Origin of the sequence: Sphingobacterium sp. 18053, from assembly GCF_902706145.1 — a bacterium.
Lineage (GTDB): Bacteria > Bacteroidota > Bacteroidia > Sphingobacteriales > Sphingobacteriaceae > Sphingobacterium > Sphingobacterium paramultivorum.
The window spans coordinates 141,779-164,827 of the sequence record NZ_CACSJW010000009.1 but is presented as its reverse complement, the minus strand read 5'-3'; the positions used below and the strand labels follow the sequence as shown (position 1 = coordinate 164,827).

The window sequence follows — 23,049 nt, the reverse complement described above, 5'->3', positions numbered from 1 at the left end:
ATCCAGTTTCAATTTAATCCTTGAAATATTTAAGGCTAACTTGGGAGCAGGAAAGATCTCCACCAAAGGGAGGGTTCGATTTACGTATCACCACTTCGATCGTCAGGGCATGGGATACTCTTTCCCGAATCTGATCTAATATTTCTGAAGCCGCAGATTCGAGCAATTTTCGTTTAGGCTGCATGACGCTAGCGGTAATCTGATAGAGTTCTTCGTAATTGAGCGTATTTTTTAAGTTCTCTGTCTCCGTATTCAAAAAGGGAAAACATACATCAATAGAAACAAAAAACTCATTGCCAAGCACCTGTTCTTCTTCATAGTAACCTATTGGTGCATAGAATCGGGCCTCTTTCAGCGATACTGTTTGTAAAATGGTTGCCATGTACAAACCTAAGGAAATTGTTCCATACAGATGGAATTATTTGTATATTTAGCCATACCAAAAACCCAACAGATGAACTTTTTTTTATCATCAGCACTAGTAACAACACTCTTATTTGGTGCCACAGCACTGCAGGCCCAAACCAATATGAAAGCCAGTGACACGGAATATTATAGTCCTGTCCCCCCCACATTAACGATCGATCATGGTATCCCAAGCGATGCAATTGTTCTTTTTGATGGGAAGGATCTCAGCAAGTGGAAAAGTGAAAAAGGGAAAGCCAATTGGACTGTAGCCAACAACGTGCTCGAAGTAAAACCGGGAGCTGGAGCCATTGAGACTAACGAACACTTTAGCGATTTTCAACTGCATGTTGAATGGAAAAGCCCCGAAGTGATCAAGGGTGAAGGCCAAGGGCGAGGCAATAGTGGAATTTTCCTACAGGGGCATTATGAAATTCAGGTATTGGACAACAATAACAATCCAACCTATGTCAATGGTGGAGCGGGTAGTCTTTATAAACAACGGCCGCCTTTGGCGCAGGTAATTGCACCGGACAAATGGCATGTATATGATATTATTTATAAGGCTCCTCAATTCAGTAAAGATGGAATATTGACTTCTAAAGGAACAGTAACGGTCTTACATAATGGAGTCGTTGTGCAAAACAATACCCAAATCGACGGTACCACAGAATATATAGGACTACCTAAGCAGATAAGCCATGGCCCAGGCCCAATTATACTGCAGGATCATGGTGATTTGGTCCAGTTCAGAAACATCTGGCTACGTAAACTATAGGTTTGCAACAAACAATTTTAGTTAGAAAAGCAACAATTCTGTATTAGGTTTTATAGGGCTATTTCCCTAATTTAGCCCTATAAAATTAAAAACAAACGGAATGTAATGAGCTCCTTGCGCCATTAATTTCTTACCGCAATAGACTTAGAAGCCTTATGTGAGTGGATTAATGACACGCAAATAACCACTGGAATGGGCTCACTTATGCCGTTGAGTATAAACATTCACACAATATTACAGTTTAATGAAAAGAATTGCGCTATTCTTCTTGTTGGCAAGCTCCATTAGTAGTTATGCACAACGTAACCTCAATTTAGAAGAAACAGTATTTGGCCCCCGAACTTATGCCCCAACATCGATAGCCGGAGCATCGTGGATACCAAAATCAAACAACCTCTCCTATCTCGATAAATCGTATCAGAACCTATTATCCAAAAGCGCTTCCAGCAACTGGAGCGAAACAAATCTCGCGTCTAAAACAGACCTCGAAAAAGCACTAAAAACGGCTATCCCGAACGAAACATTTAATTTGCGCGTATTTCCTTACGACTACAAATGGCGCGACGGAAATGCACTATTACTGCAGGTTGAAGGAAAAGATAAAACCTATACGGTAGCTTACAACATTAAATCAAAAAATATTGAAAGTTTTATCGGGAATGACAATAAGGGAGCTAATCGCGAGATAAGTTCTGATTTTTCAAAAATCGCTTACTTAGTAGACAACAACATCGCAATTATTGACAAAAACGGCAAAATTACTGCTGTAACCAACGATACAGACAAAGGGATTGTCAATGGAAGCGATTATACACACCGTCAAGAATTTGGCATCAAGAAAGGAATGTGGTGGAACAATCTGAATGATAAATTGCTGTACTACCACAAAAACGAGACGATGGTTGCCAATTATCCGTTACCGCAATGGAGTTCCAAAATTGCGGATATCAAATGGATAAAATACCCCATGACAGGCCAAAAATCAGAAGAAGTTTCTTTGATCGTTTACAATACCACCACGGGGCAAAAGGTAACCCTTCAAACCGGCGAGCATTCAGAGCAATATTTAACCATGGTTACCTGGGATCCTTCTGGTAAATACATCTACGTCGGAGTACTTAACCGTGGGCAAAATGATCTTAAAGTCAACAAATACAACGCCGAAAACGGTTCCTTCGTCAAAACCCTGTTCGAAGAAACTGCGACAACCTGGGTTGAGCCAGAAAACCCATTGACATTTTTGCCAAACAAACCGGATCAATTCCTTTATCAATCCGATAAAGATGGTTATAATCAACTTTACCTCTATAACACGGAAGGTAATTTGATCAAAAAGTTAGGCTATAAAGACATTGTGATGGAGGCACTCCTTGACTTTTCGGCTGATGGCAACAAAGTAAGTTACACCGGAGTCACCAACAATGGTTTAGATCGCCAATTATTTGAAGTCGATCTAAAATCAGGAAAAACGGTTCAATTAACGAATGAATCGGGCATGCACCATGCGGCGCTAAGTAGCGATGGCAAGTACATCTACGATCAATATAGTAATTTAAAAACACCAAATAAAGTTCAGATCAAAGAAGTGAAATCTGCTAAAGAAACAACCTTAGTCAATGCAGAAAACCCTTTTGCCGGAAAAATAAATGATCCTAAAATTGAATTTATACAATTGACATCCGCAGATGGAAAATACCCATTGACAGGACGTATCATTTATCCCAACGATTTTGATCCTGCAAAAAAATACCCCGTCATGTACTATTTATACGGCGGATCACATTCGCAGCTGGTTTCCAACAAATGGCTAGGAGGCGCTGGTTATTTTGATATGTATATGGCCCAACAAGGATATATCGTGTTCACCATGGACAATCGCGGCACAAATTACAGAGGCCGGGATTTCTATACTGCTACGCATCGCAACCTCGGTCAAAACGAAATGGCCGACCAGATGAAAGGAATTGAGTTCCTTAAATCAAAATCTTTTGTTGACCAACAGCGCATGGGTATTTTCGGGTGGAGCTTCGGTGGTTTTATGACAACTTCCTTCATGTTACATCATAACGATATTTTCAAGGCTGCTGTAGCAGGAGGCCCGGTAATCGACTGGAAGTTTTATGAGGTTATGTACGGCGAACGCTACATGGACACTCCACAAGAAAATCCCGAAGGTTACAAATTGACATCTCTGCTCAATAAAGCCGATCAACTGAAAGGAAGACTATTGATTATTCATGGTGCACAAGATCCTGTCGTTGTACAACAAAACAGCATGGAGTTTTTAGAAGCATGTATTAAAGCCGGAAAGCAAGTAGATTATTTTCTATACCCGACTCATGAACACAATGTAATGGGGAAAGACCGTATTCATATGTACGAAAAAATTGCAGACTACTTCAATCAACACATCAAAAACCCCTCCTAAAACTTAGGGAAGCAAGAAAAACCAAAAAGGCATCTTTCAATATGAAAGGTGCCTTTTTGGTTTTGTAATGTACAATACGTATCTTTAATAGCAACGTTTTAACCGATTATCCGCAGGCTTTGAAAAAGAATATTCCTTTTACACTGATTATACTGCGCCTTGTCTTAGGCCTGCTGCTGTTGCTCTTTTACTGGCTCAAAGTGGATCATTTTAAATGGTATGCAATTTCATTTCTTATAATCGGATTATTAAGCGACATATTCGACGGCATTATTGCCCGTAAGCTAGCTGTTTCTACCACGCTGTTACGTCGATGGGACTCCAGTGTTGATCTCCTGTTTTTTGCCTGTGTTTCACTGGTAAGTTACCTGAGCTGTCCCCAATTTTTTAAGGATAATGCTACATTGATTTTGATCCTGGTAGGATCAGAGATATTAACCTACATCATTAGCTTTGCAAAATTTAAAAAGGAAATTGCAACACACTCCATTGGAGCGAAGATCTGGACGCTGTTTTTATTCGCTCTTTTAGTTGAATTACTGCTACATTGCCAATCGACAATCTTATTTCAGTTAACAGTCTGGCTAGGCCTTCTTACGCGCCTGGAAATTATTGCTATTATCCTGACGCTCAAAAACTGGTCTAACGACATCCCAAGTATCTACCACGCTATCCAGCTACGCAAAGGAAAGGCGATCCTCAAAAACAAGTTGTTCAATAGTTAATGCGGCTCCTCATCCAAGCCTTCAGATAAACTATACAATGTCCAATGTTTTGTTTTTATTGACTGAGATTCTGTCCGAAGCAATTGGATAAAATCACGCACACCGAGTTCCTCATTCCCATTACCATGAATCAGAACAATACTTCCGTTCTTGGCCTGCTGCCCTTTAGCCAACCATGCATCCGAGCCAACCGCAATAAGACCATAAGACAACAGCCGTTCAATAATATTTCGATCTGAAACTAGGCCCGGACAACGAAAAAAAACGGAAGGCATAAGGCCATTTTTTAGCATCAATTTTTCATTCTCCAACACCTCATAATTTAGATCCGTATTTTTAGAAAGCAGAAAATTGGACGTTAAAGGATTATTATTAAAAACATGGTCGTACGTATGATTGATCCAGGTAATCTTTACACCCTTTGTATCCAATGACTTTAGCCATTCCAGATCTGCAGCATGATTTAGCATCCATTTACCCGAAACAGAAACGGCCAGTGGCAGGGTGCTATCAATTCCCTTAAACGCAACGAGAAGATCCTCAAAAATAGCTTTGTCCAAAGGTTTGTGTGAAGGACATAGATCGATCGTCAAATTAATACCAGCCTCTTTGGGAAGTCTAAAATTCAGCCCCGCATCCTGTAAGTTATTTTCAGTTTTTCTGACCAAGGAAAAACAACTTTCATATACCGAACCACTTAGACTTCTCGTAACCTGAGCCGCATCTTTGTACAGAACGCTTACTGATCGATCTCCTACTACACGCGTTTGCAATGTAGTAGGATCTACCGTTAAATAATATTTTACAGCATTTGTCGTGAAACTACGGATCCCCACCAAGGAATTATTATTTTCACGAAGGATCAACCACTCGGTTCTGTAGTTTTCCAAATTAGCAAATGAAGCCTGTCCATAAGAGAATAGGGCGCATACCAGAAATAGACAAACAAAAATGAGCTGTTTCATCATCAGTTACCACTTGTTCTTTTTGACTGTAGATTTGTTGGCCATACCGTCTGCTTGCCATCTTTATCGATTGGCAATATGATCTTTTCCCGGGAGACCAAAGTTGGTTCTTCACAGGCTAGGTAAGTTAAAATCGCAACGATAATGGCGTTTTGTTTCACCTCATCAAACACAATCTTATCGTAGGTATCGCGATTGGTATGCCAGGTCACTTTACCATAATCCCAGGAAGTGGAAGAGAGCCCAAAGGCTGGAATTCCTTTTTGAACGAAAGAAGAGTGATCACTCCCTCCCGTCCCCGGCATGCCCGGAAAACTGGTTTGGATTTCATTGCGGAACTCTTCAGGCAAATATTGCACCCAGCGGCTAATGTATTCGTAGGATTTTTCAAAACCACTCCCCCCGATACGAACAATTCGCCCCGTCCCGTTATCCTGATTCCATACCACCTGTATATTTTTAGCGATCTCGAGATGGTCCTCGACAAATGCAGAAGAACCGTTCAGCCCCTGTTCCTCACTACCCCAGTTACCGACCAAAATCGTTCTTTTATTTTCCGGATAAACCTTTCTTAAAATACGGACTGCCTCCATCATTGTAATCACCCCTGTAGCATTGTCTGTAGCACCCGAAGCTCCGTCCCAAGAATCTAGATGTGCAGAAAGCACAACATATTCGTCCGGTTTTTCTTTTCCTTTGATCTCCGCAATACTATTATAGGTTTTTGATGTCCCAAGCTCCTTTGAATTTCCGTGTAGTGATACCCGAGGTTTGACCCCATGTTCTGCCATGCGGTATAACAGACCATAATCTTCCAATCCGACATTAAATACCGGAATCTGTTTAGATTTCGCATCAAAAATCCGCGTGATACCTGGCAGCTCCGTCCAGTAGGAATCAATAACACCAACGGCTCCAGCATTCTCCAGGGCCAATGGCAATGTCCGACGGGTGCTTCCCGTGTAGGACATGCTGCCCTCCCATTTTTTCAACTGATCACTTTTTAGGGTTTGATATTTTTCATAACCTTTCGGGGAAGCAGACTCCTTCCAGTTGGCGTCAGATCTTCCCGACAGTGGATTCATCCCAATCAATACGATCTTACCTTTAATTGTTTTAAGCCAGGACTGAAAATCAGACTGGGAGCTAAATAAGGGCATAGCGACCACTTCTGCCTCGATCCCTTTCTCCTTCGTCATAGGGCTAAAAGCCAACTGTGTACCTTCTAAAGACTTTATTCTCGGATAGGTCATCGTCACTTGAGAAGTCCCCCGTTCCCAGGAACGCCATTCACCATAGGGCTCATTACGAGCCTGTGCTCCAAGCGCATTATAATTTTTGACAACCCAATCGTGCGCCTGCTGCATTTGTGGACTCCCGACAAGACGGGGGCCAATCATATCGACAAGCTCAAACGCATACTTCTCCAATTGTGAATTTGCATTTGCCTCCTGCACAATTGACGAAACCATCGCGTCTTTATTTTGAGCAAAAATAGTTGGAGCGCTCAACAATAGAAGTGCCAGCGCCAAAGATTTCATTCCACGGTGTTTCATTGAATCTATCTTCATCTGTATATCATTATTTATAATTAATTGTTAACCAGCGAACACGACCATCGGGAGTATACTTAATTGTACATTCACTTTCCTATTTTGTTCACCTATAGCTAATTCAGAAACCCAAAGTTTCCTGTGATTGGTTTTTCCGAAAATTACTAAAGAATATTTAAAAAAACACATTCATTTTTAATCAATTAAATAATATGCCCTTATTTAGTTAAAAAGAGAACATAAAAAAGCCTGAAAAGAGTCTTTCCAGGCTTTACTAAATATAGATATGAGGGTTGATTAGTTACACTGCTTCCACTTTGGATTTTTCGTAGCTCTCTTGGTGGACTGAGGCCACAGCTCTTCCAGATGGATCATTCAGATTCTGGAAAGAAGCATCCCATGCCAAGGCCTCTGGCGTACTGCATGCGACAGATTTTACCGAAGGAACAGTTTGTGCCGCCGCTGTTGAAGGAAAATGGGACTCGAAGATTGTCCGATATAAAAACTCTTCCTTATTTTTCGGTGTGTTTATCGGGAAGCGCGTTGAAGCCTCTGCAAATTCCTGATCAGAAACTTTATTTTCAGCCTGCTCTTTCAAGGTATCGATCCAGCTATAGCCTACACCATCAGAAAATTGCTCTTTCTGGCGCCATGCGATGCTCTCCGGCAAGTAGTCTTCAAATGCCTTACGTACAACCCATTTCTCCATTCTTCCTTCGCGAATCATTTTATCGGAAGGATTGATGCGCATGGCAATATCCATAAATTCTTTATCCAAGAAAGGTACACGTCCTTCTACTCCCCAGGCCGCAAGTGATTTATTTGCCCGCAGACAATCGTACAGATAGAGCTTTTTCAGCTTGCGTACAGTTTCTTCATGAAATTCCTGCGCATTAGGTGCTTTATGAAAATAAAGATACCCGCCAAAAAGCTCGTCTGAACCTTCACCCGATAACACCATTTTGATGCCCATTGATTTGATTACACGAGCTAATAAGTACATTGGTGTAGAAGCACGTACCGTTGTGACGTCATAAGTTTCCAGGTGATAGATCACATCACGAATAGCATCCAATCCTTCTTGGATTGTAAAGTTGATCTCGTGGTGTATCGTTCCGATATGATCTGCAGCTTTTTGTGCTGCAATTAGATCCGGTGCACCCTTCAGTCCCACCGCAAATGAATGCAATTGAGGATACCAAGCATCTTCTTTATCGTCACTTTCAATACGTTTGGATGCAAACTTCTTCGTTACCGCTGCAATAACGGATGAATCCAATCCACCAGACAGCAGTACACCGTAAGGTACATCTGACATCAATTGACGATGTACCGCATCTTCCAAAGCTTTGCGCAAAACAGCGATATCGGTCTCGTTGTCTTTTACGACATCGTAACTTTCCCAATCACGTTGGTACCAGCGCTGCGGAGCTTTCCCAGCTTTGCTATACAAGTAATGTCCCGGAGGAAATTGTTCAATCGTCGTACAGAAACCTTCCAGTGATTTTAATTCAGATGCAACAAACAACTGTCCCTGTTCATCTTCACCATAATATAAGGGGATAATGCCCATATGGTCACGTGCGACAAAAAAGGAATCATCACGCGAATCATATAGTGCAAATCCAAAAATACCATTTAATTCGTCCACAAATGAGGGACCTTTTGCTAAATATAAAGCCAAAACAACTTCAGAGTCACTTTGTGTAGAAAACTCATAATCAGGAAGACTATTTCTTAATTCATGGTGGTTATAGATCTCGCCATTAACTGCTAGTACAACTTTACCATCCGGACTGTACAAAGGTTGACTTCCCGATTTGGGATCAACGATAGCTAATCTCTCGTGTGCCAACAAAGCTTTCTCTCCAGTGAATATACCCGACCAATCGGGACCACGGTGACGAATACGTTTTGACATTTCTAATACTTGAGATCTCAATGAGCTTGCAGGTTGCTTTAATTCAAAAGCGCCAATAATTCCACACATATTATGAAAATTTTAAATATTTCGTTTTTACATTATGTTATTGACACAAAGTAAAACAATTAAAAATTAAATTCATAATGTTTTTTAATTTTTATTGTGTTTTTATTAAAAATAACTTTCAAAACAAGCGAAATTATCAACGAAACACTTATTTGTTTACAATAATCACACAATAGATTAACAATTGATCTGCGGATTTATCGTTAAATTAACGTCGTAATCAAATAACCAGGACATGGATCTAATTAGAACCTTCTATAGTGAGCTTGCGCTCACACCACAGGAATTAACGGCCATCACGGAGAAACACGAAGCCATAACCGTCAAAAAGGGCGATTTTATATTGACCAAAGGACAGGTTTCAAATGCATACTACTTGATTGAGTACGGACTTACACGCTCTTTTTTACATGATTATGAAGGCAATGAAGTTACCATCGGCTTCTGCAGTGACAATGATGTTGTCATTGAAGTGGCTTCTTTTTTTCAACGAAATCCAACGGTGGAAAATATTCAGGCGCTCATGGAAACCCGTCTCTGGAAAATAAAATTTGAAGATTTTCAGGAACTCTTTCATCAGATTCCTGAATTTAGGGAATGGGGCCGTTCCTGGATGGCTAAAGAACTTGTTCACAGCAAAAATAGAGCTATTGCCATGATTACAGAACCTGCTACTGCCCGTTATCTACGCCTGATTAAGGAAAAACCAATATTGATACAGCAAGCACCCTTAAAACATATCGCATCTTATTTGGGTATTACCGACACTTCCCTAAGCCGTATTCGAAAAGAAATTGTCCACGGAAATTAATCCTTTTTAATGAATAAAGGACTAATTTTTAAATCTTGCCTTAAGGCAAGATTTTTAAGAAAACTTCAGTTTAATTTTACAAATGTACTCCCACGCTATTTCTTGTAGTCCCCGGGGAAGAATAATTGAGAAAAAGAACGAAAAGAAGTAATCATTATATTCAAAAATTAGAAATCATGGCAAAATTACACGCTTACCTAAATTTCAACGGAAACTGTGAAGAAGCATTCAATTTTTATGAAAAAGTCTTCAACACAAAGAACCCAGGCTACATGCGTTACGGAGATATCCCCGCTGATCCACAAATGCCACCTGTTCCAGACGAAGCAAAAAACAAAATCTGTCATACAGCAATTTCGATCAATGGAGACAGCATGTTAATGGGTGCTGATGTCATTCCTGCTTTTGGTCAACAATACATTCAAGGAAACAACAGCTACGTCATGCTGATGTGTGAAAGCACCACAGAGGCAAAAACATTATACGATGCACTGAGTACCAATGCAAAGGCTGTTGAAATGCCCCTCGGCGAAACATTCTTTGCTGAACTATACAGCGCTTTTCAAGATCAATTTGGCATTTGCTGGATGGTTTATTTTGGCGGAAATAAAGAAGAAGATTGCGAAAGTAAGCCTTAAGCCAGCGAAACAGTCCGTAATGTATTTGGCAAAAAAAAGGGCGGTAACAACAGTTTACCGCCCTCTCTATTTTCGATGACTTCTGCCTATTTACGCGATCTCAATCGGAACTGTCGCTACAGCAAGTGCATCCCTATTCCAGCGTAAGCTCCCCCTAAAGCTGAACGTATTATTTCTTTACCAATACCTCTTGCTCAAACAGGATCCCATCCCAGCCATTTGTCCTAAATTGACGAATGTTCTGATGTCCCTCTCCCTCAGGATTATCGAGTACATTCTGATAATGCTCGGCAAAAAGGCGCAAGGTATCCTCCTGCGAAAGACCATTCAACTGTGCAAAATAGAAAACTTTTGCACTGCCTTGATTTTCTTCTTTCGAATTTTTCAACGTCCCATTCTGAAATGCACTGGGACTATAGCTGTAATGATCGGCAATATGAGCCAATACTTCCTGAAACTGTAATTCGCTTCCTTTTGATTTAATCAATAATTCTGCTGTATTCATCTTGATGTTATACCTTTTAAAATCTATTCTAATTTAATTTCTCAACCATAAACCTGAATGAACAGGCATTAAGCGCTCTTAAATAACTCCATGCAGCGAACCTCCCTTTGCAGCAAGCTGATCCACACGTCTTTCCACCGCTTCATCTTTAATCAAAGCCGGGGCATGGTGGGGTTTTGTTCGCGCATCAATAATCAGGGGACCTTCACAACCCCAATGTTTAAATGCTGTAAAACTATTTATTCCATAAATATCATACGCAGGGTTACTTCTGGTAAACGTTGTCCAAACAAAGTTATTGACAGTAGCAGCGGTAAAATTGGCGTCATCACATAAAACGATCAATGGAAAACCTTCCCAGGAGCTTGCAGCGGCAGCGCGGCACCATTCCGCCATAATTTCCGATTCATGCTCGTATGTGGAGAATGCCTGTCCATCTATCGCAATAACACCAGGTATGACAAATTTTGCCTGATTGAAAGGTCGTGGCAGCTCAAAATTGGCAGGCAATTCACGGCCCAGTGTTCTTTTCTTTGTACCAGCGGCAGCAAAAACCACCTTTGAACCGGCATTTAATCCATCTCCGGAATAATCTAAGGTATCAATAGTCGTATTGGTCTGAAAATGAACATCTCGAGTGAGGTCTATGCGTTCAAGGATATGCCCCAAAAAAGCCGGAATATCATAAATATCCAATTGCGGATTATCTTCATGTGCTGAAATAAACAAATATTTAGCAAGGCTGAGCTGATTTTTACCCAGTATCTGATTGGCTATTGTTAAAATTTCCTGCGGTCGATCGACACGCTGATAAGGCGTATATCGTTCAGACCCTATTGCAAAAAGCAAGGGATGTACACCAGCGGCATCAACAGCATTAACTGCATGGAGACCTGAAATCTCCTTTGGAATAGCCGCACCCGTAATTTCATGGATTAAAGCACCAAAACTAGTATCTTCCTGCGGCGGTCGTCCCACAACTGTAAAAGACCAAATTGGATTTTTCTTGTGGTACACATTATGCACCTTCATCAAAGGAAACGGATGAGTTAAGCTATAATAGCCGATATGGTCCCCAAAAGGACCTTCTGGTTTATTTTCGTTGGGATAAACGGTACCTGTAATAACAAAGTCCGCATCCGCAGAGATACAAAAGCCTTCATCATCATAAAAATAGCGAAATCTTCTATTTCCCAATGCCCCGGCAAAGATCATCTCAGAGAGTCCTTCCGGCAGCGGCATTACTGCAGACAAGGGATGGGCTGGAGGTCCGCCGACAAAAATACTCACCTTTAGAGGTTTACCGAGCGCATTTGCCTTAGTTTGATGAACCCCGATGCCACGATGCAATTGATAATGTAAACCAATCTCCTGATCGGGCAGATAATCATTCCCGGAAAGCTGAATCCGGTACATCCCCAAATTAGCCTGCATAATACCAGGTTTGGCAACATCTTCGGTATATACCTGCGGCATCGTCACAAAAGCGCCACCGTCCATTGGCCAGTTGACAATCTGCGGAAGTTTACTAATTGATGTTTTTCCGTGAAGTATGGGAGCCCCCGACTTCTTTTTCCAGGGTAAAGCTCCTAGGGCGGTCATCGATGAACCAATATATTGAAAGGGATTTTTCAGCACTGCGGCAGGATTCATCTTAACATCCACCAATTTTTTCAGGTGATCCAACGAATCCCGAAACATAAACTTTGAACGATCCAGCGTTCCAAATAAATTAGACACAGCTGGAAACTCCGAACCTTTGATATTTTCAAAATACAATGCTGGTCCTTCAGCATCAAATACCCGCATATGAATTGCAGCCATTTCCAGATAAGGATCGACCTCTTCTTTGATCCGGATTAAATGACCATGTTTTTCAAGATCCGCAACACATGCTTCTAAACTATTGTATCCCATATATTAAATCTGCTTCAACACGTTAATCCACAAATTTAACAGAATAATTTATTAAACAGGATATAAAGAAAAAACCTTTAGCGATCTTCAATCTGCCTCTCCTATCATCGGTATAACAACCTTAACCATTACCTAGGTATCCATGCAGACATAGGATTTCAAAGGAGTAAATTCAAATGCCTGTACCCGCTGCCAAGTTGAATTATCTACATTTTTCTCATAATAAAGTACTCTTCTAAATTCGTCGATATCTTCTTTATTGATATCATTCAACCTTGTCAGCAAGAGTTTAGCAAAGAATTTATTGACGCTTATTTCTCTCTTTTGACTCTCGGAAGTGCACTTGAGGAAATGGTAAAATAAGCCCCTAAATGTCATTTCTTCATTGCCGCCGAGGTAAATAACTTCTGATATAAAATTATTTTCCCAAGGCATTTCCCGTAGCCAGCGGTATACATCGAGCAAAGGCAGCGGCCGAAACTTCAGTGAAGCCACCCAGTTCCAATAAAATATGGTCTGCCGTTTGGCGAGTTTCGCAAATATCCGGTTTAAAACACTCTCTTTCCCGATCACGCTACTTTTAATCACAATGGTATATTGGACACGTAAGTTCTCCAGCAGGTCACGTACAGGCTCCAAGAAATGTTCATCCATTAGCCTTGCGACATAAATGACACGATTATTTCCGGCACGTTTACAAATTTCCACGAAATTGCGCAGACCAAGCAATTCAAGCTGAAGCTGTATATCATTATCAAGTGAAGGAACCTGCGTAAAATAAATCCCAAAATTGAGATCAGTAATTTGAAAACGCTCGAAAGCTTCCCCTTTCCGCAACAGATCCAATTCAAAAAGCTTTGCCGTCACCTTTTCCTTCACTATTTTATTAAAAAGGGATAAGTTGCGCACTAATCCCGTCACATCAAAATCGCTGGATTGCAAATAACAGGATGCCCGTCGTCCCAAATAGGTATTTAGCCCGCTGATTAAAACCTTTTTCATTCGAATTATCTATTTTTATGGCAATGAAACCACCACGATTTAATGATTCGTTCTCACAATCGTGAGCCATTAAATGGGATCGTTTCTTCCTAGTACGCTGTATTTATGTATTACCCTTTCAATCTCTTAAACGAACAAAATCCCTAGGATGGTTTCATTGGTGATGCAGCTATCTTTTCCATGTTTTTCTTACGCTTTTAATATGTTACTCCGATCGTCTCAAGAGCAACGGCAATGACCTACAAATATCATAATTCTTTGATTTTAGAACAGAGAAACATCAAATAAGTTTAACACTATTTTTATTTTTTCCTAACCAAAATGGAGTAAACCATCCAAACAAGTACCGTCATTGTCCTTTTTTTGTCAATTCGCGCATAAATACTTTCAAGAACACAATATCCTTATATATTTGTAAATCTTCTGAAAATAGGCTGCACTAAAAAGTATTTATCTTCACCTCTATGGACAAAAGGGCTACAATGATCTGGTTTAGAAATGATTTAAGACTTCATGACAATGAAGTATTTTATCAAGCTTCTGAAAAAAGTTCATTTATCATCCCGGTATACTGTTTTGATCCCCGATATTTCGACCGCAATCAATTTGGCACCTTAAATACCGGTGTTTTACGGGCGGCTTTTGTCATCGAAGCCGTGACCGCTTTAAAAGAAAAATTAAAGAGCCATGGTAGCGATTTATTGACTTATATTGGCAAGCCTGAAGATATTATTCCAAGAATAGCACAAAAATACCAAGTCAACGAAGTTTATCATCACCGCGAAGTGGCACTTCGGGAAACTTCTATATCGGAAAAAGTAGAAAGTGAGCTTTGGAGCAGTAAAATAAATTTGCGTCATTTCATTGGCCATACCCTTTACCACAAGGAAGACCTTCCTTTCCCTATTAAAGATATACCCAATGGTTTTTCTATTTTCAAGAAAAAAGTTGAGCGGGAAAGTCTAGTTCGACAACCAATCCCATTTCCGACCAATTTCCTTACCCCTCCCCATCTCGAGGACACCAAAATTCCGTCATTAAAAGATTTAGGCTATTCAGAGGAGGAGATCAAATCTGTTGATGACATCTATATTCTCGGTGGCGAAGACACGGCGCTTAGTATTATGCATGCGGTATTGTCAACCTATCCGGAAACGGACCAGGACCCCTTGATTCTAGGGCCTTTTATAGCTTCAGGTGCCTTGTCACCTATTTTACTCTATAACAATATCAAAAAACTTGGTGAAGGTAAGAAGGACAAACGATTTGAAAAGATTGTCGACATTCTTCTCTGGCGCGATTATTTTAGGTTTATGCTTAAAAAATATCCAAATATATTTTTTAAGCCACAGGGCACTAAAAACAGCTCCCATCAGAATCATCCGAACTTAGAGGGGAATGAAGAATTATTTGAAAAATGGAAATCGGGCCATACAGAACACGATTTTATAAACAGTGTGATGGTCCAGCTACAGAAGACCGGCTATATCCCTTATCAGGCACGCTTAATAGCAGCCAGCTATTTAGTTCATGAATATCAGGTAAACTGGCTTCGTGGCGCCTCCTGGTATGAAGAGCATCTATTAGATTATTCTCCAGCAACTGTTTACGGACAGTGGTCTCATATTGCCGGAGTTGGGACAAGTGAAAAAGACAATAAAGCACTGGATTGGCAAAAATTGATCAAAACTCATTTCCCAAATGGACTTCCAAAACTGGAGGAAATACTGGTTAAATAAATCTTCGGCAGAAATAAATAATTCCAATAGAAAATAAATTTGTAGTACGCTAGAAGCCCTTTTTAAATCATGCTAAAAATGTTAAGAATTGGATAGATTTATTGATTAAATTATTCAATTTCAGTATTAGAAACTCTTTTTTTATTCATAACTTTGACAAATTTCATAGTTTTAATTGTAAATGGACAATCTGACATATTTGAGTAATGCTGATTCGGCTTATGTCGATGGCTTATATCAATCGTACAAGCAAGATCCCCAATCGGTAGATTTCGGATGGCAAAAATTCTTTGAAGGTTTTGATTTCGGTCAAAATGCTGGTGGAACAACAAGTTCAGTAGGTGAAGCTACTCCTGAGCACGTATTGAAAGAAATCAATGTGCTGAACATGATCAATGGCTACCGTGACCGTGGCCACCTATTCACACACACTAACCCCGTTCGTGAGAGACGTAAATACTATCCTGGCAAGGAATTAGAAACGTTTGGTCTTGCTGAAGCAGACATGAACACCGTTTTTAATGCAGGTGTTGAAGTCGGTTTAGGTCCAGCGACATTAAAAGACATCCGTCAATTGGTGGAGGATACTTACTGCCGTTCTATTGGTGCAGAATTCAAATATATCCGTAACCCAGAAAAAATTAAATGGTTACAGGACCGTATGGAAGCGGACCGTAACATGCCAAAATTCTCTTTGGACACAAAAAAGAGAATTTTAAACAAATTAAACCACGCCGTTGTATTCGAAAACTTTTTAGGTACTAAATTTTTAGGTCAAAAACGTTTCTCATTGGAAGGTGCGGAAAGTTTAATTCCAGCATTAGATTCTGTGATTGAAAAAGGTGCAGAAATCGGTATCCAGGAATTTGTTATCGGTATGGCTCACCGTGGCCGTCTGAATGTATTGACTAATATCATGGGTAAATCTTACAAATCAGTATTCTCTGAATTTGAAGGTAAGACTTATGCCGATGATCCTGAAGTAAACTTTGGTGGTGACGTAAAATACCACTTGGGCTTTTCATCTGAGGTTAAAACAAACGATGGCAAATCTGTCCACTTAAGTTTGGCACCGAACCCTTCGCATTTGGAAACTGTAGATCCAATCGTTGAAGGTATGGTTCGTTCTAAGATCGATTTCAAATACGAAGGTGACTCTTCTAAAATTGCACCGATCATCATTCATGGTGATGCGGCAATTGCTGGACAAGGTGTAGTCTACGAAGTAACCCAAATGTCCAAACTCGATGGTTATAAAACTGGCGGTACAGTGCATATTGTCATCAACAACCAGATTGGATTTACAACAAACTACAAGGATGCACGTTCTGGAACATACTGTACAGACGTTGCAAAAATCACTTCTTCACCCGTGTTCCATGTGAACGGTGATGACGCTGAAGCGGTAGTTTATGCGATTAATTTAGCTGTTGAATACCGTCAAAAATATAAAACAGACGTATTTATCGATCTGTTATGTTATAGAAGATTTGGACACAATGAGGCAGATGAACCAAAATTCACGCAACCATTGTTGTATAAAATCATCGAGAAACATCCGAACCCGAAAGAAGTTTATGCTAAAAAATTAATTACTGAAGGAAGTATTGACGAGGCGTATTCTAAAAATATCGAGAAGGAATTTAAAGCTGAATTGCAAACTAAATTTGAGGAATCTAAAACAGTTGAGGTATTGACTGAAGAGATTCCGATGTTTAAAGGAGCATGGGAAGGATTGCGTCCCGCTAAAAAAGGTGAAGTATTAACAACTTCGGATAAAACGAAAGTTGCAAAAGATCTATTCTTAAAATTAGCGAAAGAAATCACAACCTTACCTTCCGACAAAAAATTCTTCCGTAAGATTACACGTTTGTTTGAAGATCGTGCCAAAATGATCACTGCTGATTCATACGATTGGGCAATGGGCGAATTGATGGCTTACGCGACATTATTGGATCAAGGTAACCGTGTACGTATCTCGGGTCAAGATGTACAACGTGGTACTTTCTCACACCGTCATGCGGTATTGACGCTTGAAGATTCGGAAGAGAAATATGTTCCTTTAGCTAATATTAAAGGTGGCGATAAATTCTCTATCTACAATTCGTTACTTTCAGAATATGCTGTTTTGGGATTTGAATATGGTTATGCATCTTCTAATCCAAATTCGTTGACAATTTGGGAAGCTCAATTCGGAGATTTCTACAACGGTGCTCAAATCATCGTCGATCAATATTTATCGAGTGCAGAGACAAAATGGAAACGTTCTAACGGTTTAGTTATGATGCTTCCTCATGGTATGGAAGGTCAGGGTCCTGAACACTCTTCAGCACGTATCGAAAGATTCTTAGAGTTATGTGCGGATGAGAATATGATCTTAGCAAACTGTACTACTCCGGCTAACTATTTCCACTTGTTGCGTCGTCAACTTGTACGTGAGTTCCGTAAACCATTGGTTGTATTTACGCCAAAATCATTGTTGCGCCACCCTAAAGTGGTATCACCGTTGAAAGATTTTACAGAAGCTGCTTTCCAAGAGGTAATTGATGATGCAAATGTTGCGGCGAAAGATGTTAAACGCGTGTTGTTCTGTTCCGGTAAAGTTTACTACGACTTATTAGAAAAACAAGAAGCGGACAAACGCAAAGATATCGCTATCGTGAGATTGGAGCAATTATTCCCAATTCCTACAGAGCAATTGAAAGCAATCCGTAAAAAATACAACAAGGCAAAAGAATTTGTTTGGGTTCAGGAAGAAAATGAGAACATGGGAGCATGGTCTTACTACTGCCGTAAACTAATGGGTACTGAGATTGCATTTACAGGTTTTGTTGCCCGTAAAGAAAGTGGAAGTACAGCTACGGGTTACATGAAACAACACGTTGCACAACAAGCAGCGATCTTAAATAAATCATTCGAATAAAAACAATTTAAAATCAATTGCGTCTTAATCTATAGGACGCAATTGTCAATAAAGAACATTATATATGAGCTTAGAAATTAAAGTACCAACCGTAGGTGAATCAATCACGGAGGTAACCTTATCACAATGGTTGAAACAAGATGGCGATTATGTGGAGATGGATGAAAACATCGCCGAACTGGAATCAGACAAAGCAACGTTTGAATTACCAGCTGAAAAAGCGGGTATCTTAAGAATCATTGCACAAGAAGGTGATACTTTAGAAATCGGTGCTGTTGTTTGTACAATTGAAGAAGGCGCTGCTCCTGCCGGTGGTTCAGATCCAGCTGCTGCCCCTGCTGCAGAAGCATCAAACGCAGCTCCAGTTGCGGCTGCCGCTGCAAAAGATGAAGATCCAGATAGCTATGCTGCTGGTACAGCTTCTCCTGCTGCTGCAAAAATCTTAAGAGAAAAAGGAATTGATCCTTCTACAATAAAAGGAACAGGTAAAGAAGGTCGCATCACAAAAGAAGATGCCGAAAAAGCTCAACCTGTTGCTAAAGCTGCTGCACCAGCAGCAAAACCTGCCGCTGCTCCTGCTGCGACAGTTGCTCCGGTAGCGGGTTCTAGAAACGAACGTCGTGAGAAATTATCTTCATTACGTAAAACGATCGCAAAACGCTTAGTTGCCGTTAAAAACGAAACGGCTATGTTGACAACATTCAATGAAGTCAATATGCAGCCGATCATGGATCTTCGTACTAAATATAAAGATACCTTTAAAGAGAAATTTGGAATCGGTCTTGGCTTCATGTCATTCTTTACAAAAGCTGTAACCACGGCATTAGCTGAATGGCCTGCTGTGAATGCACGTATCGAAGATAACGAGATTGTCTATTCTGATTTCGCAGATATTTCAATCGCGGTTTCTGCCCCTAAAGGTTTAGTTGTTCCGATTATCCGTAATGCTGATGCAATGTCATTGGAACAAATCGAAAAAGCAATCGCTGCACTTGCCGTTAAAGCGCGTGACAACAAATTAACGATTGACGAGATGACTGGTGGTACATTTACAATTACCAACGGTGGTGTATTCGGATCAATGATGTCTACACCAATCATCAACGCTCCACAATCTGCAATCCTGGGTATGCACAACATCATCCAACGTCCTATTGCTGAAAATGGCCAAGTGGTGATCCGTCCGATGATGTATATTGCACTTTCTTATGATCACCGCATCATCGATGGTCGTGAATCAGTAAGCTTCTTGGTTCGTGTAAAACAATTATTGGAAGATCCAGCTCGTTTATTGTTGGGTGTTTAAACCTCAATAAAATTGGAAAAATAAAAAGAAAAAGACCTATGCTTTGCGGCATGGGTCTTTTTCTTTCTAAAAATAGCTCCTATTATTGGCCAGAAAGAACCGTCAGTTCGTTTTCATTGCTGTTGGTACCTGCTAAATCATGAAGGTTTTTATTGACATCGGAATAGAAACAATATACTTGACAAATATGAATCGGAGATAGACGAATATAAATCACCTTTTTAATTTCTCCCTTTTAATTTTTACTTTCATCTTGTTAAAGATCAAGCATATCCTAATATACAACCGCCCCAATCATGTAAAGGTCGGCATACAAATATGGAACTTGATATTAAGCAGACAATATCAAGCAAATGAAGTATAAAATACTACTAACAACCGTATATCTATTACTCACTGTAATGACATTGTTTGCCAACATGGCAAATCCAATGAGCCCCCATAGCATAACAGGACAGCTTGTTCCTGCCGCAAAGTTGAAAGTCACCAATGAGCGTATTGACATTCATCTTTTGGCAGACACTTCCGATTATAATTCGGACTATCGCAGTCACTTCAGCATTGTCTATAACATCCATGCAGAAGAGGCTATCGAATTGCCACTGGTATTTCTCGCTTTAAATATGGACGGATTGGATCGCATCCTTGTCAATCAGAACGAAATTGCAGGAAAAAAAATGGATCAACCCGATTCAAAATTCCCCTTTTTACGTTTAAAGGATGGCTATTATGAAATCAGCTATGACAGCGATGAATGGAAGCGTATTTCGCTGAATGATGCATTTCATTTTACCGCTAAGCTTCACAAAGGTGATAACAGTATTCAGGTTCAATACAGCGCTTATATGGGCTATGACCGACGTGATATCCGGACGAGATACAAAATTGACTACCTCTTATTCCCTTCCAGATACTGGTCGTCCTTTGGCCCGATTGAACTGTATCTGCACCTCGACGGGAAGATGGATGTACTTACACAAGATCTGGGAACCGCTAAATTACAGACAGATTCCATTGTTCACTGGAGAATTGATCAGGTAGAAAGGAAAGAAAGTTTTCATATCGAAGTCGGCCTGAAAACCTCCTTGTTAGCAAAAGCAATTCTTTGGATACATCCAGAGCTGCTCGCCCTGATCGGGTCAATATGCCTGCTATACTTGCATATCCGCTGTATTTATCTAAAACACAAAACTGGCCAATACCGCTACGCACTCCTACTTGGTAATCTAATCATTCCAAGCTCTTTCTACTTTTTTATTTGGTTTTGGTCCAGTGTGGCCAACTATCTTGTCAATGGAGTCTTTGATGAAAAGTCCCGCGGTTTTATCCTCTTGGTCATCTTCACTTTACCCCTGATCTACCTCGTCTATGATTTGGTTTTGTTTATTATCGATAGAAGCATTCGCGCTAAATTGAACAGGTAGAAAACCGGCTGTTATTTTTTATAGGTCAGCTTGTTTTCAATCATACGATTGTTATATTGCTGGATAAAAGCTTTCATCTTGGTCTCCATCGTATCCAATACCGCTGGATGTTGTTTTAACAGATCCTGTTTCATCAAGCGGTCCTTCTTAAGATCATAAAATGATGTCACTTTCAGTCCATCATAAGACATCATATAATCTTTATAGTAGAGATTATAGCTTCCTGAGTTATTATTAAGCACAAAATTATCCTTACCCGGTTTGAAGGCATCTGAACCAAATGCGAAATAAGGCTCATCATAGTGCAGATAATTCAACACTGTCGGCATAATATCTATTTGCTGTACCAATTTATCCGCTTTGCCAACTAGATTATCACCAGGTGCATAAAATATAATAGGGATTTGGAAGCCCCCTGCTGCCGTTTGATATTCGGGCAGGTAGCTTACAGTAGCATGGTCTGCACAGATAACAAATATGGTATTCTTGTACCAGGGCATTTTCGATGTTGTTGCAAAAAATTCACGCAGTGCATTATCGGTATATCCAATGGGTTCCTGTACCGGCAAAGGTCCTTTAGGAAATTTCCCCTGATACTTTTCAGGTACCTTAAATGGGTGATGTGAAGATAAAGAGAAGAAACTAGCGAAAAATGGCTGATGAAACGTATTGATCTTATTCGCTACAAATTGCAAAAATGGTTCGTCCCAGATTCCCCATATACCATCAAAGTCAGCGTCATTGTTATATTCGTTTTTACCAAAATAATGCTGGATACCCGCCAGTTTCATATAAGCGGAGAAGCCCATGCTGCCATTGGGTGCTCCGTGAAAAAAGGCGGTCTCATATCCCTTTTTCCCTAAAAGCTTCGCTAAGCTTGTGGTTTCATTTCCAGAATATATCGAAAGCACAAAAGGCTCACCTATGGAAGGAATACCGGTAATGACTGATGGTAAAGCATCAATTGATTTACGGCCATTAGCATAGGTATCTGTAAATGTGTAAGCATTGCGGATTAATGAATCCAAAAAAGGCGTATAACCTTTGTATTTTCCACCTTGGATATCTTTATTCAATTCACCAAAATGTTCTTTTGCAAAACTCTCCAAAATCAGAACAACGACATTTTTCTTCGCAAAGGGCTTGTCTGATTGCGGCACATGAATAGGATTGTATAACTGTTCAAGCTCCGTTTCGGAATAATAATGAGCGGGTTTAAGATTGACAGCCTTTAAAGTTTTCAATATACTGAATGGCGTATTCAGCACAATATTCATTTCTTCCGGTGTCTCCACATAATCACCCGCATTGCTCAATGTAATGGGACGGGTACTATGGGCCCAACCGCCACGCACACCACCAATGAAAAGGAAGGCCGTCAATAAAAACAAAGGCAATTGGATCAAAAATGACTTCCAGCTATATTTCGTAGTCCTTTCAATTTGAATAAGTTTATACGATTTAATCAAACCATACACAACCAGTACCAACAGTATGATGAGATACCAATAATCCAAACAGAAATCAAAAGCCAGCTTCATCAGGTTGGATTCATTGGAAAATTGATCAATTACTGTTCCTGTCGTCCTTTTTAGGGTAAATGGATAGTAGGCAAAATCAATCAGATTTAACGCTATACCAATTGAATTGGTCACGACAAAGATCCATTTTGCAACTTTTTGATAGATTTTATTCGATTTAAACGGACCCGGAACAGTCAGCATCACAATATAAAGAATATTAAAATACAGTAGGGCTACAATGTCGAATCGTACACCACCAGCAAACATCACCAAGAGCTTACCTGCATCGACATGAGGAAATAAGGAAGCATTGACGCCATAAAACCCCAATCGCAATAACGCATAGATGACCAAAAGAAAGATAAAACGAATTGCGACAGCAAAATAAGGTGCAAATACTCCTCTTAATTTCATAGC

Annotated in this window: 17 protein-coding genes; 9 read left to right on the top strand and 8 right to left on the bottom strand. The window is 40.1% G+C overall.

The window, feature by feature from the left end; genetic code table 11:
* Positions 1 to 13: 13 nt before the first annotated feature.
* Positions 14 to 382, bottom strand: a complete 369-nt coding sequence (locus GVK91_RS20990; protein ID WP_153846811.1) for a dihydroneopterin aldolase — start codon at positions 380 to 382, stop codon at positions 14 to 16.
* A 72-nt stretch (positions 383 to 454) separates the two neighbouring features.
* Here GVK91_RS20990 and GVK91_RS20985 point away from each other — a divergent pair, with 72 nt between their 5' ends.
* The 3 genes from GVK91_RS20985 to GVK91_RS20975 all read left to right on the top strand — a co-directional run bounded on the left by GVK91_RS20985 (position 455) and on the right by GVK91_RS20975 (position 4,336).
* Complete coding sequence (locus GVK91_RS20985; protein ID WP_153846810.1) at positions 455 to 1,183, top strand: DUF1080 domain-containing protein; 729 nt, start codon at positions 455 to 457, stop codon at positions 1,181 to 1,183.
* Positions 1,184 to 1,427: 244 nt separating this feature from the next.
* Positions 1,428 to 3,611 (top strand): DPP IV N-terminal domain-containing protein, encoded by a 2,184-nt coding sequence (locus GVK91_RS20980; RefSeq protein ID WP_159731189.1) that lies wholly within the window; start codon positions 1,428 to 1,430, stop codon positions 3,609 to 3,611.
* A gap of 119 nt (positions 3,612 to 3,730) precedes the next feature.
* The gene (locus GVK91_RS20975; RefSeq protein ID WP_200845672.1) at positions 3,731 to 4,336 is read left to right on the top strand and encodes a CDP-alcohol phosphatidyltransferase family protein; all 606 of its coding nucleotides are present in this window, start codon (positions 3,731 to 3,733) and stop codon (positions 4,334 to 4,336) included.
* On the opposite strand, the gene GVK91_RS20970 is transcribed toward GVK91_RS20975, so the two are convergent.
* The 3 genes from GVK91_RS20970 to asnB form a co-directional block, all read right to left on the bottom strand.
* Entirely contained in the window at positions 4,333 to 5,304 is a 972-nt protein-coding gene (locus GVK91_RS20970) for a polysaccharide deacetylase (RefSeq protein WP_235032970.1), read from the bottom strand. The two genes, GVK91_RS20975 and GVK91_RS20970, sit on opposite strands and share 4 nt — an antisense overlap.
* A complete protein-coding gene (locus GVK91_RS20965; protein WP_159731187.1) occupies positions 5,304 to 6,872 on the bottom strand; it encodes a M20/M25/M40 family metallo-hydrolase in 1,569 nt (522 codons plus the stop codon). Before GVK91_RS20965 ends, GVK91_RS20970 begins: the two co-directional genes overlap by 1 nt.
* 283 nt (positions 6,873 to 7,155) lie before the next feature.
* Positions 7,156 to 8,844 (bottom strand): asparagine synthase B, encoded by a 1,689-nt coding sequence (asnB, locus tag GVK91_RS20960; RefSeq protein ID WP_153846806.1) that lies wholly within the window; start codon positions 8,842 to 8,844, stop codon positions 7,156 to 7,158.
* A 235-nt stretch (positions 8,845 to 9,079) separates the two neighbouring features.
* Between asnB and GVK91_RS20955 the strand changes: the two genes are divergently transcribed.
* Both GVK91_RS20955 and GVK91_RS20950 read left to right on the top strand, forming a co-directional pair.
* Positions 9,080 to 9,655: a Crp/Fnr family transcriptional regulator gene (locus tag GVK91_RS20955; protein WP_075994096.1), complete on the top strand. Its 576-nt coding sequence runs from the start codon at positions 9,080 to 9,082 to the stop codon at positions 9,653 to 9,655.
* Between the two features lie 176 nt (positions 9,656 to 9,831).
* Entirely contained in the window at positions 9,832 to 10,293 is a 462-nt protein-coding gene (locus tag GVK91_RS20950) for a VOC family protein (protein WP_159731185.1), read from the top strand.
* 169 nt (positions 10,294 to 10,462) lie between these two features.
* Here the strand turns inward: GVK91_RS20950 and GVK91_RS20945 are convergent, their stop codons facing one another.
* The 3 genes from GVK91_RS20945 to GVK91_RS20935 all read right to left on the bottom strand — a co-directional run bounded on the left by GVK91_RS20945 (position 10,463) and on the right by GVK91_RS20935 (position 13,717).
* Positions 10,463 to 10,798 (bottom strand): HopJ type III effector protein, encoded by a 336-nt coding sequence (locus GVK91_RS20945; protein ID WP_075994097.1) that lies wholly within the window; start codon positions 10,796 to 10,798, stop codon positions 10,463 to 10,465.
* A 78-nt stretch (positions 10,799 to 10,876) separates the two neighbouring features.
* Entirely contained in the window at positions 10,877 to 12,715 is a 1,839-nt protein-coding gene (locus tag GVK91_RS20940) for a UbiD family decarboxylase (RefSeq protein WP_159731183.1), read from the bottom strand.
* Between the two features lie 132 nt (positions 12,716 to 12,847).
* Entirely contained in the window at positions 12,848 to 13,717 is an 870-nt protein-coding gene (locus GVK91_RS20935; RefSeq protein ID WP_159731181.1) for a hypothetical protein, read from the bottom strand.
* A 482-nt stretch (positions 13,718 to 14,199) separates the two neighbouring features.
* On the opposite strand from GVK91_RS20935, the gene GVK91_RS20930 reads away from it, so the two are divergent.
* From GVK91_RS20930 to GVK91_RS20915, 4 genes are all read left to right on the top strand, one after another.
* Positions 14,200 to 15,456, top strand: coding sequence for a deoxyribodipyrimidine photo-lyase (locus tag GVK91_RS20930; protein ID WP_227550233.1), 1,257 nt, complete (start codon positions 14,200 to 14,202; stop codon positions 15,454 to 15,456).
* A gap of 181 nt (positions 15,457 to 15,637) precedes the next feature.
* On the top strand, positions 15,638 to 18,379 hold the full coding sequence (locus GVK91_RS20925) for a 2-oxoglutarate dehydrogenase E1 component (protein WP_159731179.1): 2,742 nt from the start codon (positions 15,638 to 15,640) through the stop codon (positions 18,377 to 18,379).
* 64 nt (positions 18,380 to 18,443) lie between these two features.
* Positions 18,444 to 19,685 carry a 2-oxoglutarate dehydrogenase complex dihydrolipoyllysine-residue succinyltransferase gene (gene odhB, locus GVK91_RS20920; RefSeq protein ID WP_153846800.1) on the top strand — a complete coding sequence of 414 codons (1,242 nt, stop codon included), beginning with the start codon at positions 18,444 to 18,446 and terminating at the stop codon, positions 19,683 to 19,685.
* A gap of 353 nt (positions 19,686 to 20,038) precedes the next feature.
* Entirely contained in the window at positions 20,039 to 21,109 is a 1,071-nt protein-coding gene (locus tag GVK91_RS20915; protein WP_153846799.1) for a hypothetical protein, read from the top strand.
* Positions 21,110 to 21,120: 11 nt separating this feature from the next.
* Here the strand turns inward: GVK91_RS20915 and GVK91_RS20910 are convergent, their stop codons facing one another.
* Positions 21,121 to 23,046 (bottom strand): LTA synthase family protein, encoded by a 1,926-nt coding sequence (locus GVK91_RS20910; RefSeq protein ID WP_159731177.1) that lies wholly within the window; start codon positions 23,044 to 23,046, stop codon positions 21,121 to 21,123.
* Positions 23,047 to 23,049 lie beyond the last annotated feature (3 nt).